This is a genomic window from Phenylobacterium sp. (assembly GCF_016124325.1).
GTDB lineage: Bacteria > Pseudomonadota > Alphaproteobacteria > Caulobacterales > Caulobacteraceae > Phenylobacterium.
In genome coordinates, this window is record NZ_WGNY01000021.1 from 1 (window position 1) to 11,724 (window position 11,724).

Sequence of the window (11,724 nt, forward strand, 5' to 3'; positions counted from 1 at the left end):
GGTGCCGCGCTGACGCACGATGATCGAGCCGGCGTTGATGGCTTCGCCGCCGAACTTCTTCACGCCGAGACGGCGGCCCGCGGAATCGCGCCCGTTGCGCGAGGAGCCGCCGGATTTCTTGTGAGCCATGGTTCGCTCCTGTCCTTAAAAATCGCGGCCCGATTACTCGGCCGCGTCATCCTTCTTCGCCGCGGCCTTCTTGGGCGCGGCGGGCTTCTTGGCGGGGGCGTCGGCCTTGGCCTCGGCCTTCGGAGCCGCGGCCTTCTTCGGCGCGGCGGCCTTGGCTTCCGTCTTCGGGGCCTCGGCTTCGGCCGGAGCGGCGTCCGCCTTGGGCGCGGCCTTGGCCTTGGCGGCCTTCGGGGCCTCGGCGACGACGGCTTCCGCCTTCGCCTTCTTCGGCTTGTTCAGCGTGGCGAAGTCCAGGCCGCGGGCGCGGGCGTCCAGCTCGGCCTTGGTGGTCAGGTCGACCTTGCCGTCCCACTTGGCTTCCTTGCCGGCGCCGGCGATGGCGGTGACGCGCAGCACGGTCTCGGCCTGGCGGTGACCACGGGTGCGGCGATAGCCCTGGCGGCGGATCTTCTTGAAGATCTTCACCTTCTCGCCCTTGCGGGTTTCGATCAGGGTGGCCGCCACGCTGGCGCCTTCCACGGTGGGAGCGCCCACCGTCACGGCGTCGCCGTCGCCCAGCATCAGAACCTCGCCGAACGCCACCTTGGCGCCGGGCTCACCGTCCAGCTTTTCGACGATCAGCAGGTCGCCGGGCTGGACCCGGTATTGCTTGCCGCCGGTCTTGATCACCGCGTACATCGTTTCGCGCCTTTGTATTTCTTCTTGATTGAAAGCGTGTTCGCGCCCCCAGGCGGGCCCGGGGACGAGGAGGCGCGGTTATACAGAGGGACGCGGCTGAGTCAACGGTGGGGAGCGGGTGGCCGCTAGGTGACTCACCGGCGACGTAGGGAAGGTCTGCACTAGGGCGGGGCGTGTGACTTCCCGAGGGAGTCGAACCCCACCGGCCGCCGCTGACGCTTGGGCCTGCCGGCGGCGAGAAGCGCGGCTTGCCCACCTCTAAAGGTTCCTTCTGGTTGTGGACGGCGTGCTCGGCGCCGGCGTCTCACCGCTCGCGCACGCCCGCGAGCCGTTCGATGACAAGGTCGAGCAATGCGCGTAGGCGCGCCAGCCGCTTGAGATCCCTGTGGTAGCCGACCCACGTGTCGCGGCCGGGCGGCGCCTCGCCGAGATCGATTAGGTCGACGCCGGGCAGCGCGTCTCCGAGCGGCCGGGGAAGAACGGCTACGCCGACGCCCTGCTCACACAGGCGCCCTTGCACATCGCGGTTGTTGCTCCTCGAGACGACACGCGCGTTCGGGAGCAACTTCCTGAGCCAAACTGCGTCCGGCATGCCGCTAAAGGCTTCGTCCATCGTGACCAAAGCCGCGCCCGCGCCATCGCCGGCGACCGGTCGCGGCAAATCGGCCCGAATGTAGACGCCGTATTCGATATGAAGAAGCCGTCGAGACACCACGTCCGGCTCCTCGAAGGGACGGATGCGAAACGCCATGTCGGCCTCCCGTCGCGAGAGGCTGTAGTGGATCGCGCTGGTGAGTAATTCCACCTCTACACCGGGGTGGCGCTGCGCAAATTCCGCGAGGACCGGCGTAAGCATGTGGGCCCCGAACCAGTCGGATGACGTGATCCGCACCACCCCCTCCAGATGGTTGTCCTGGCCGGCCAGCCGACGCTGAAACGCAAGGGCTTCTTCTTCAATACGTTCGGCGTGCGACAGGACGGTCGATCCTTCATCCGTCAGTACGAAGCCGTCAGCCGTCCGTTGGAACAGCACTTGTCCAACCGATTGCTCCAACGCGCGAAGCCGACGCCCCATCGTGGGCTGGCTCTGGCCAAGGCTTCGCGCCGCAGCGCCGAGCGTGCCTGTCCGGGCAATCGCCAGGAAAACACGAACATCGTTCCATTCCACCGCCGCTAGCCCTCATAACTGCATGGCGACCGTGCGCCTTAGTTCGTTTCCAAACAAGTTCGTGGGGCCGATCCTGGCGACACACAGGAGACAGGCCAGTGGCGAAGAACGGTTCAATGAGGGCGGCGGTCTTGGAAATGCATGGTGCGCCGTTTCGCCTCGTCGAGGTCGCGCGACCCGGACTCGGGCCGAACCAGGTCCTGGTGCGGATCCACGCCAGCGGGGTCAATCCGCTCGACGTTAAGATCCGCGCCGGCGAGGCCGCCCATGCCCGCCACCCTCTGCCAGCCATCCTGGGTATCGACCTGGCAGGCGTGGTCGAGGCGGTCGGTCCAAGTGTCACAGCCTTCCGTCGGGGTGACGAAGTCTACGGAATGACCGGCGGCGTCGGCGGCTTGCAGGGCTCCCTCGCCGACTATGCCGCGGTCGATGTCGATCTCCTCGCGCCCAAGCCATCCAATCTCACCATGCGAGAAGCCGCGGCCTTGCCCCTGGTGTTCATCACAGCCTGGGAAGGTCTTGTGGACCGCGCCCATCTGCAATCCGGGCAGAAGGTTCTGATCCATGGCGGTGCGGGCGGCGTGGGGCACGTCGCGATCCAGATCGCCAGGGCGTTGGGCGCCGAGGTTTTCGCGACAGGCGCGGCCCGGAGCCTGGCCTATATTTCCTCGCTCGGCGCCACGGCGATCGACCGCGGCGATGTCGCCGTGGACGACTATGTCGCCCAATACACGTGCGGGCAGGGCTTCGACGTCATCTACGACACCGCCGGCGGCGCGACGCTCGATGCGTCTTTTGCCGCCGTCCGCCGGTTCGGGCACGTGGTCAGCGCCCTCGGTTGGGGCATACACGCCCTGGCGCCCCTGTCGTTCAAGTCGGCGAGCTACTCCGGGGTCTTCACCCTGCTGCCGCTGCTGACCGGCGAGGGTCGCGCGCATCACGGAGACATGCTGCGGCAAGCCACCCGGCTGGTCGAAGCGGGACAGTTGTCGCCGCGAGTCGATCCCCGCCGCTTTTCCCTCGGCGACCTTGATGACGCCTATCAAACGGTCGCGGAAGGCGGGCTGCAGGGCAAGGCCGTCATCGACATTGTCGCGTGACGGGAACGCGGTTTTCCCGAGGTGCTCCAGGCGCGCACGCCGCCCTGAGGAGAGAGCCGCGGCCAACCCTGGCTAATGTCAAATAACAGCGTTCATTAAGCGTCGAAATCTGGGCCGACATGGGGATCGCCTGACCGCATCCCGCAAACCTGGCTCTTCCTCATCATCGGAGCGCACCATGCATTCTCAGCCGCAACCCCTCAGTTCCTCCCGCCGGCACATCATGTCGGCCACCGCATTGTTGCTTGCGGCGGCGCCGGCCGCCACCGCGATGCCGCGCGCGCCGTCCGCACATGGCGACGACACCGCCCACGGAACGGGTTTTGTCACTGCGAAAGACGGCACGCAGATCTTCTACAAGGACTGGGGGACGGGACAGCCCATCGTGTTCAGCCACGGCTGGCCCCTCACCGCCGACGAGTGGGACGCCCAGATGATGTTCTTCGGTGAGCGCGGGTTCCGCGTCGTGGCGCACGACCGGCGTGGACATGGACGCTCCGGCCAGACCTGGGGCGGCAACGACATGGACACCTACGCCGACGACATGCGGGCGGTCGTCGAAGCGCTGGACCTTCGGGATGCGATCCACGTCGGCCATTCGACCGGCGGCGGCGAGGTGACCCGCTATCTCGCCCGCCACGGAACGGATCGCGCCGCCAAGGCGGTGCTGATCGGCGCCATCCCGCCGGTGATGATCAAGAAGGCGAGCAACCCGGAGGGCTTGCCGGTTGAGGTGTTCGACGGCTACCGCGCCGCCCTCGCAGCCGATCGCTCGCAGCTCTACCACGACATCCCAGCGGGCCCGTTCTACGGCTTCAACCGCCCTGGCGCGAAGGTCAGCCAGGGCCTGATCCAGAAATGGTGGCTGCAGGGCATGATGGGCAGCGTCAAGGCCCACTACGATTGCATTCGGGTCTTCTCGGAAACCGATTTCACCGAGGACCTGAAGAAGATCAACATCCCGGTCCTGGTGATGCACGGCCAGGACGATCAGGTGGTGCCGGTCGCCGATTCCGCCCTGAAGTCCGTGAAGCTTCTGAAGCGGGGCATGCTCAAGGTCTATCCGGGGCTGCCGCACGGCATGGCGACCACCCACGCCGAGCTGATCAACGGCGACATCCTGTCGTTCGTCCGCGGCGCGCCGCTGTCAGCGTGAAGCGCGGGCGGGCGTGGACGAGCCCGGCCAATCCCCCCCGCGCGCGAAACAGACTTTGAAGATGCGATCGACCCAAGTCGGTCGCACGTGAGAACGCCTCGCCCGACACAGGAGATGTCCCAATGAGTGCTGACCGCGAAGCGCTAGAGGTCACCACCTTCCGCCTGAGGCGAGGGCTGAAGATCGACGACTTCGTGGCCGCCAACGCCGACGTCGACGCATGGCTATTGCGGCAGCCGGGGTTCATCTCGCGCCGCATCGCGCAGGGCGCCGACGGCTTCGTCGTCGACATGCTGGTCTGGTCGAGCGCCAGAGCAGGCGAGGACGCTGCCGCGCGGCTAATGGCGGAACTGCCGACTTCGCCCGTTCACGAAGTCATCGACCAGCGGACGGTCTCCTGGAGCGTGTCTCCGGTGTTCCACCGACTGGACACTCCGCAACCACCATTCGAACGCCGCGCGCCGAATCCGTCCGACGAGGAACGATCTCAACACAGAACCCTCTGCGGATGCGCAGAAGCCGCGCCTGTCCTATCGGTCGGAATGTCCGATTTCGGGGGCGGAGCCAATGTCAGCTAGTGGCGCTTGCCAGACGTTCGGCGCGCGCGACTAAGCCCCGCATGCCGCCTGCCCCCTCCATCACCCGCTCTTCGGCGGGCGGTCCCCCTCCCGCCATCGCGGCCGCGATGGGGGAGGTGGACTACTCCCGACCCTGCCCCGGATACCGCAGGCCCAGCCGCCGGCGGATGATGGCGGCCTCCTTCGGCGGGGCGTCGTCGACCTTGTCGGGGAGGATGAAGCCGTCGCGGTATTGGCAGGCGCGGGCGACCATGGCGGCGAATTCGGGGCGCGCGCGGACCCAGCGGTAGAGGCTGTAGAGGCCGGGCATGCCGCGCTCGCGCGCCAGGCTGTGGAGCGAGGCGCCGTGGGCCAGGCGGGTTTCGATCCGCGCCATCAGCTCGGGCGAGCAGTGGGCGTCGGTGCGGGCGCGGCCGCGCTGGCGGTGGCCCTCACGCATGGCCGAGCGCAGCGCGGCGTCGAACACCGGCTGGTCGCGGCGCCAGCGCAGGAGCGCCGCCTTGGTGGGCATGGCCCGGTCGCGGACCAGTTCGGGCAGGGTGAGGCCCAGGCGCACGGCGGTGAGCACGCGGTCGGCCAGAGCCTCGTCGTAGGGCCAGCGAGAACGCCGGTGGCCGCGCGCGCTCCAGCCGTAGCGGCGGCGGTCGGCGTCGAAGGCCGCCTTGGCCTGCTCGAACTCGGCGGCGAAGAGGGGGTCGGCGCGCTTCCAGGCGGTGAGCTCGCGCCGCTGGGGCATGGCCGGGTCGCGGATCAGGTCGATCACCGGCTCGCCCCGGCGCACGCGCAGCAGGAACGCCTCGGCCACGGCCTTGCGGAAGGGGAAGCGGACGCGCGTGCGGCGCACGCTCTGGCCGCCGGAGATGCGGGCGCGGAAGTCCGGGTCCTCGCGCGCCCATTTGCGCAGGGTGGGCCGGCTGGGCCAGCCGGGGGTGGCGGCGATGTCGTCCAGGCTCTCGCCGGCGGCGAGGCGGTGGAACAGCGGCTCGGCGAAGCGCGCGCGGTCGGCGGGGGTGTAGGCGGGCATGTTGGGGTTCCGGGAGATTGGAACAAATAATGAACGTTGGAGGTAGGAAGGGTGGATTCAAGTGTGGAGCGGCGAGGCCGTGCGCGCGGCTCGCCCCCCTCCACCATCGGCTCTACGGCCTGCGGCCTCGGCCGACGGTCCCCCTCCCCCACTGGCGCGGGGGCGGCAGGAAGGATGCTCCCCCTCAGGGGGAGCTGTCGCGGAGCGACTGAGGGGGGAGGACTTTTTCCCGCCCGCCTCCCCTTGGGGAAGGATGGCGTCCGGCGGGTCGGGATGGTCCAATCGCCGGACTACGCCAGCCGGAGGGACCGACGCCATGGGGCTTGTCGTCGACTGCGATTCCCACGTGAAGGAGCCGGCCGACCTGTGGCTGCGCTACCTGGACCCGAAATATCGCGACCGGGCGATCCGGATCGAGGAACGCGACGGCGCGGAGTCGCTGATCATCGGCGAGCAGGTGGTGCTGTCGGGCGTGCTGGCCGGGCTGGGCGGGGCGCACGTGCCGCGCGAGCAGCTGTTCGGCGGCGGCCTGCGCTATGCCGACGGCTGCCTGCCGTCGAGCTACGAGCCGGCGGCGCGGCTGGCGATGCTGGACGACTGGGGCGTCGACCGCTGCGTGCTGTTCCCCACCATCGGCATCCTGCCCTTCCCCACCGAGGACATGGACCTCGCGAACGCCTATTGCCGCGCCTACAACACCTGGCAGGCCGAGTTCCACCAGGCGGCCGGGCGCCGCGCCATCCCCATGGCGCTGGTGAACTGGCGCGACGTTGACGCCGCCGCCGCCGAGCTGGAGCGCTGCCTGAAGCTGGGGTTCGGCGGGGTGTTCGTGCCGCCGGAGACGGTGGACGGGGCGCGGCCGGGGCAGGCGCGGTTCGACCCGATCTGGCGGCTGTGCGCCGAGGCCGGCGTGCCCGGATGCCTGCATGTGATCGTGCGGTTCGGGGGCTCGGCGCGGCCGTTCGCGGCCTGGCAGGAAACCGCGCCGGGGCCGGTGTTCGGCTTCGCCATGGGGGCGACGGCGCAACTGATCCCGGCGGTGGCCTCGATGGTTCTGGACGGGCTGTTCGACCGGTTCCCGACGCTGAAGGCGGTGTGCGTGGAGGCCGGCTGCGGGTTCGCCGCCTATCTGATGGACCGGCTGGACGGGAAGCATCAGTTCTTCGCCGGGGCCACGCCGCTGGAGATGAAGCCCAGCGACTATTTCCGGCGGAACCTGTGGTTCGTGGCCGAGCCCGAGGAGCGGACGATCGGCGCCATGCTGGACCTGGTGGGCGAGGACCGCATCCTGTGGGGCAGCGACTTCCCGCACGTCGATTCGCGGATGGACGCCGCCGAGCTGATCCGCGGCAGCGTGGCCGACCTGCCGCCGCCCCGGCGCGCCCGGGTGCTGGGCGAGAACGCGCGGGCGCTGTGGGGGTGAGAGGATCGGGATCGCCCTGCGCTGCGCCGCCCTTCAGGGCGTCATCCCCGCCCTTGTGGCGGGGATCCCTCGCGCCGCAGCTCCGCCCGTGCGGGCCGCCGACCGACAGGACCGCCGATGGCGGGATCCTCGCCACAAGGGCGAGGATGACGGGCTATAGAGGGGCCACCGTGGATCGATCCCGAAGCCGGAGGACATGATGCTCAAGGCCCGCCCGCCCGCGCCGCCGGAACCGATGCACGAGGCGGGGCCCTTGTGGAGCATCCAGCGCCGACACGTGCTGGCCGGCGCCCTAGGATGGGCCGCGATGCCGAAGATCGCCGCCGCCGCCTCGCCCGCCCCCTGGACCTACGCCGTGCGCCGGCTGGTCGACCGGGCGATCGTCGCGCCGGGCATGGACGCGCGGATGGGCCACGACATCGAGGGGCCGTCGCTGATCCGGGCACCCGACTGGCTGCCGAACCGGCTGGGCCGCTACTACCTCTATTTCGCCGACCACAAGGGCGACTATATCCGGCTGGCCTACGCCGACGCCCTGGAGGGGCCGTGGACGGTGCACACGCCGGGCGCGCTGCAGCTCTCGCAGTCGGGGTTCCCCACCTCGCCGCCCGCGCCGCCGTCCGGCCCGGCGCGCGGCGACGGCCTCTTGGGCCGCGCGCCGCCCGGGACGCCCGACGTGCCCACGCCGCTGGAGGACGCCACCCTGCCGCACATCGCCTCGCCCGACGTGCACGTGGACGCGGAACGGCGGCGGATCGTGATGTACTTCCACGGCCTGGCGCGGTTCGGCGTGCAGCCCAGCCGCGTGGCCGTGTCGTCCGACGGGGTGAACTTCGAGACCGTGGGGGGCGAGCTGGGGCCGCCCTACATGCGCGTGTTCGACCATGGCGGGGCGCGCTATGCGATGGCGATGCCGGGGCGGCTCTTGCGGTTGCGCGACGGGTTCGCCGACTTCGAGGCCGGGCCGCAGCTGTTCGGCAACGACCAGCGGCACACCGCCGTGCTGATCCGCGGCCAGACGCTGCACATCTTCTGGACCCGGGTGGGCGACGCGCCCGAGCGGATCTACGCCTCGACGGTGGACATGGCCGGCGACTGGAAGGCCTGGCGCGCGAGCGATCCGGTGGAGGTGATGCGGCCCGAGCGGCCCTGGGAGGGCGCGGACCTGCCGGTGGAGCCGTCGTACCGCAGCGCCATCTTCCGGCCGGTGAACCAGCTGCGCGACCCGTGCATCTACGAGGAAGCGGGCAGGACGTACCTGCTCTACGCCGTGCAGGGCGAGGCGGGCATCGGCATCGCCGAACTGACGGTGACGCCCGCGGGCTGAGCCTTCTCGCCTTCCGCGTTTGCGCTCCGTTGCGGCAAGGGCGTAGCGTTCGCCGCCAAGGACAGGAGAGGACGCCCGCCATGACCCCCGCCGACAGCGCCGAGCCGCGCGCCGCGCAAGCCGCCGAGACCACGCAGGAAACCGCCGGCCCCGAAGTCCTCTACGAGGTGAGCGAGCACGTCGCGACGCTGACGCTGAACCGGCCGGAGCGGCTGAACACCATCTCCGGGCCGATGCTGAACCTGCTGGGCGAGCTGCTGCTGAAGGCCGACCGCGACCCCGACGTGCGCTGCATCATCCTGACCGGCACGGGGCGGGCGTTCTGCGCGGGCCTGAACCTGAGCGGGGCGACCAAGGGCTCCACGGGCCTGTCGGGCGCCTCGACCTCCACCGACATCGACCTGCGCGGCACCCCGCCGACGGTGCTCTTCAACCTGGGCACGCCCACCATCTGCGCGCTGAACGGCTCGGCCGCCGGCTACGGCATGGACACCGCGCTGGGCTGCGACATCCGGATCATGGCCAAGAGCGCCAAGCTGGCCGCGGCCTTCACCAAGCGCGGGATCGTGCCCGAGAGCGGCGGCACCTGGATCCTGCCGCGCCTGATCGGCTGGTCGAAGGCCGCCGAGGTGATCTTCACGGGCCGCACGCTCACCGCCGACCAGTGCGTGGAGATGGGGCTGGCCAGCCGGGCGGTCGACGACGATCAGGTGGCCGCCGAGGCCCGCAAGCTGGCGCTGGAGATCGCCGGCAACGCGCCGCTGGCGGTGCAGGCCTCGAAGCGGATGATGCGGATGGGCTGGTCCGAGGGCTTCGACGAGCACGTGCACCACGTGTTCCTCCAGCTCCTGCCGCTGCTGCGCACCGAGGACGCGCTGGAGGGCATGAAGGCCTTCATGGAAAAGCGGGCGCCGCAGTTCAAAGGCAAGTAGCGCCGGGCGTCAGAGCACGCAGCTGGTCAGGCCCTCGCGGCGCACGACGCCGGCGTTGCGGGTGATCGCGCCCGAGCGGCGGCGGACGTAGGGGCCGGGCTTGGCCGCCTTCCACGACAGCGGCTTTGGCACGATGGCGGCCAGCCGCGAAGCCTGGGCGGCGGTCAGGTCCTTGGCGTGGACGTGGAAGTTCTTCTCGGCGGCGGCCTCGGCGCCGTAGACGCCCGGGCCCCATTCGATGGTGTTGAGGTAGACCTCCATGATCCGGCGCTTGCCCCAGCCCACCTCGATCAGGACGGTGAACCAGGACTCGAAGCCCTTGCGCACCCAGTCGCGATGCGGCCAGAGGAAGACGTTCTTGGCCGTCTGCTGGCTGATGGTGGAGCCGCCGCGCAGCTTCTTGCCCGACGCGTTGGCGGCCATGGCCTTCTGGATCGCCTGCACGTCGAAGCCGTGGTGCTCGCAGAAGCGGGCGTCCTCGGCGGCGATGACCGCGCGCACGAGGTGGGGCGAAATCTGGCGCATCGGGACCCAGCGGCGTTCGATGCCGTGGCCCTCGAACATGCGCTGGACCATCAGGTAGGTGACCGGCGGCGGCACGAAGCGATAGATCGCCACAACCGCGACCGGCCCGATCACGAACACGATCAGCAGCAGCGCGAAAACGCCGCCAATCACGCGTCCGAACGCCCCGCCCCTCGCCTTCTTCTTCGCCACAGCCTGCTTGCCTTCACCCTAGGAGGGGATGCTAGGGGCGATTCCCGTAGCAAAGGTCAATGGGGGGAGCATGGACGTCTCCGAGGCGGTCGAGCGGCGCACGTCGGTGCGGGCCTTCACCGATCAGCCGGTCGCCCGCGAGGTGGTGGCCGACATCCTGGCCCGCGCGGCGCGCGCGCCCAGCGGCGGCAACCTCCAGCCCTGGCGGGTCTATGCGCTGGCGGGATCGCCGCTGACCGCCCTGAAGGCGGCGGTGGCGGCCAACCCGATGGGCGAGAAGATGGAGTACAACGTCTATCCGCCCGACCTGTGGGATCCCTTCCGCACGCGCCGGTTCGAGAACGGCGAGCAGCTATACGCCTCGATCGGCGTGCCGCGCGACGACCGGGCCGGCCGGCTGCGCTGGTTCGCCCGCAACGCCGAGTTCTTCGGCGCGCCGGTGGGCCTGTTCTTCTGCCTCGACCGCAAGCTGGGCCCGCCGCAGTGGTCGGACGTGGGCATGTACATGCAGACGGTCATGCTGTTGGCGACCGAGCGGGGCCTGGCCACCTGCGCCCAGGAGTTCTGGGCCCGCTATCCGCAGACCGTCGCCGGCCACGTGGGCCTGCCCGACGACCACATGGTGTTCTCGGGCATGGCGCTGGGCTACGCCGACGAGGGCCATCCCATCAACCAATGGCGCTCCGCCCGCGACCCGGTGGAGACCTGGTGCGACCTGAAGGGCTTCGAATGAGCATGGTCCGATGAACTGGGCGCGCCTTGTGCTGATCGCCGCGATCGTCGCGGGGACGACCTATGTGGGGTCCTGGTTCCTGGCCCTGCCCCATCCGGCGGCTGTGGCCTGGAAGGGTGCGGGCGTGGCGCTGCTGGCGGTCTATGCGGCGCTGGCCGCGCGGGGCTCGGCGCGGCCGCTGATCGCCGCGGTGATGGCGTTCGGGGCCCTGGGCGACGTGCTGCTGGAGACCCACGGCCTGATCGTCGGCGCGCTGGCGTTCCTGGCCGGCCACCTGACGGCGATCTGGCTCTACCTGAGCCAGCGGCGGGCGGGACCGACGGCGGCGGACTGGGCCGTGGCGGGCGCCCTGATCCCGCTGATCACCGTGACCGCCTTCCTGCTGCCGCCCGACCGGGCGGGCGCGCCGGGCATCGCGTTCTACGCCCTGGGCCTGTCGGCGATGGCGGCCAGCGCCTGGCTCTCGCGTTTCCCCCGGACGCTGACCGCGGCGGGCGCGCTGATGTTCGCGGTCTCGGACCTGCTGATCTTCCTGCGCACGGGCCGTCGGGAATTGGACGGCTTCCCCATGGGCCTGGCCGTCTGGGGCCTCTACTTCGCAGGGCAGACGATGATCGCCCTGGGGGTCGTGCGCGGCGGCGCGAGCGCGCGCAAAACCTAATCTCCGAACGGTCGAAGCTTCTTAACGTTTTGCGACGTATCGCCTTGCGATATCACGTTATCGTTCGGGGGTGGCAGTGCCAGCTTATTACAATTCCA

Annotated in this window: 12 protein-coding genes and 1 pseudogene; 8 read left to right on the forward strand and 5 right to left on the reverse strand. The window is 70.0% G+C overall.

Going from position 1 to position 11,724, the window contains the following annotated elements:
- From GC203_RS12990 to GC203_RS13000, 3 genes and pseudogenes are all read right to left on the reverse strand, one after another.
- Positions 1-129 (reverse strand): 50S ribosomal protein L27 (locus GC203_RS12990; protein WP_293455232.1); only part of this gene is annotated, 129 nt, incomplete at its 3' end.
- Between the two features lie 168 nt (positions 130-297).
- Positions 298-807: pseudogene (gene rplU / locus GC203_RS12995) on the reverse strand (50S ribosomal protein L21); the annotation flags it as partial.
- A gap of 304 nt (positions 808-1,111) precedes the next feature.
- The gene (locus tag GC203_RS13000) at positions 1,112-1,975 is read right to left on the reverse strand and encodes a LysR family transcriptional regulator (RefSeq protein ID WP_293455034.1); all 864 of its coding nucleotides are present in this window, start codon (positions 1,973-1,975) and stop codon (positions 1,112-1,114) included.
- A 98-nt stretch (positions 1,976-2,073) separates the two neighbouring features.
- On the opposite strand from GC203_RS13000, the gene GC203_RS13005 reads away from it, so the two are divergent.
- The 3 genes from GC203_RS13005 (at position 2,074) to GC203_RS13015 (ending at position 4,809) form a co-directional block, all read left to right on the forward strand.
- Entirely contained in the window at positions 2,074-3,075 is a 1,002-nt protein-coding gene (locus GC203_RS13005; protein ID WP_293455037.1) for a zinc-dependent alcohol dehydrogenase family protein, read from the forward strand.
- Positions 3,076-3,298: 223 nt separating this feature from the next.
- Positions 3,299-4,231 carry an alpha/beta hydrolase gene (locus tag GC203_RS13010; protein WP_293455040.1) on the forward strand — a complete coding sequence of 311 codons (933 nt, stop codon included), beginning with the start codon at positions 3,299-3,301 and terminating at the stop codon, positions 4,229-4,231.
- A 122-nt stretch (positions 4,232-4,353) separates the two neighbouring features.
- A complete protein-coding gene (locus tag GC203_RS13015) occupies positions 4,354-4,809 on the forward strand; it encodes a hypothetical protein (RefSeq protein WP_293455043.1) in 456 nt (151 codons plus the stop codon).
- A 121-nt stretch (positions 4,810-4,930) separates the two neighbouring features.
- Here GC203_RS13015 and GC203_RS13020 read toward each other — a convergent pair whose 3' ends face one another.
- Entirely contained in the window at positions 4,931-5,833 is a 903-nt protein-coding gene (locus GC203_RS13020) for a hypothetical protein (protein WP_293455045.1), read from the reverse strand.
- 316 nt (positions 5,834-6,149) lie between these two features.
- Here GC203_RS13020 and GC203_RS13025 point away from each other — a divergent pair, with 316 nt between their 5' ends.
- From GC203_RS13025 to GC203_RS13035, 3 genes are all read left to right on the forward strand, one after another.
- Positions 6,150-7,256 (forward strand): amidohydrolase family protein, encoded by a 1,107-nt coding sequence (locus tag GC203_RS13025; RefSeq protein WP_293455047.1) that lies wholly within the window; start codon positions 6,150-6,152, stop codon positions 7,254-7,256.
- A gap of 199 nt (positions 7,257-7,455) precedes the next feature.
- Positions 7,456-8,583 (forward strand): hypothetical protein, encoded by a 1,128-nt coding sequence (locus GC203_RS13030; RefSeq protein ID WP_293455049.1) that lies wholly within the window; start codon positions 7,456-7,458, stop codon positions 8,581-8,583.
- 80 nt (positions 8,584-8,663) lie between these two features.
- A complete protein-coding gene (locus GC203_RS13035; RefSeq protein ID WP_293455052.1) occupies positions 8,664-9,515 on the forward strand; it encodes an enoyl-CoA hydratase-related protein in 852 nt (283 codons plus the stop codon).
- Positions 9,516-9,524: 9 nt separating this feature from the next.
- On the opposite strand, the gene mtgA is transcribed toward GC203_RS13035, so the two are convergent.
- On the reverse strand, positions 9,525-10,193 hold the full coding sequence (gene mtgA / locus GC203_RS13040) for a monofunctional biosynthetic peptidoglycan transglycosylase (RefSeq protein ID WP_293455234.1): 669 nt from the start codon (positions 10,191-10,193) through the stop codon (positions 9,525-9,527).
- Between the two features lie 109 nt (positions 10,194-10,302).
- Here mtgA and GC203_RS13045 point away from each other — a divergent pair, with 109 nt between their 5' ends.
- Positions 10,303-10,965, forward strand: a complete 663-nt coding sequence (locus GC203_RS13045) for a nitroreductase (protein WP_293455054.1) — start codon at positions 10,303-10,305, stop codon at positions 10,963-10,965.
- A 10-nt stretch (positions 10,966-10,975) separates the two neighbouring features.
- The gene (locus GC203_RS13050) at positions 10,976-11,626 is read left to right on the forward strand and encodes a lysoplasmalogenase family protein (protein ID WP_293455057.1); all 651 of its coding nucleotides are present in this window, start codon (positions 10,976-10,978) and stop codon (positions 11,624-11,626) included.
- Positions 11,627-11,724: the final 98 nt, after the last annotated feature.

Bases quoted from the DNA above. Each gene is read 5' to 3' on its own strand.
- GC203_RS13010 (WP_293455040.1), top strand. From the start codon at position 3,299: ATGTCGGCCACCGCATTGTTGCTTGCGGCGGCGCCGGCCGCCACCGCG.
- GC203_RS13015 (WP_293455043.1), top strand. From the start codon at position 4,354: ATGAGTGCTGACCGCGAAGCGCTAGAGGTCACCACCTTCCGCCTGAGG.
- GC203_RS13020 (WP_293455045.1), bottom strand. From the start codon at position 5,833: ATGCCCGCCTACACCCCCGCCGACCGCGCGCGCTTCGCCGAGCCGCTG.
- GC203_RS13025 (WP_293455047.1), top strand. From the start codon at position 6,150: ATGGGGCTTGTCGTCGACTGCGATTCCCACGTGAAGGAGCCGGCCGAC.
- GC203_RS13030 (WP_293455049.1), top strand. From the start codon at position 7,456: ATGCTCAAGGCCCGCCCGCCCGCGCCGCCGGAACCGATGCACGAGGCG.
- GC203_RS13035 (WP_293455052.1), top strand. From the start codon at position 8,664: ATGACCCCCGCCGACAGCGCCGAGCCGCGCGCCGCGCAAGCCGCCGAG.
- GC203_RS13045 (WP_293455054.1), top strand. From the start codon at position 10,303: ATGGACGTCTCCGAGGCGGTCGAGCGGCGCACGTCGGTGCGGGCCTTC.
- GC203_RS13050 (WP_293455057.1), top strand. From the start codon at position 10,976: ATGAACTGGGCGCGCCTTGTGCTGATCGCCGCGATCGTCGCGGGGACG.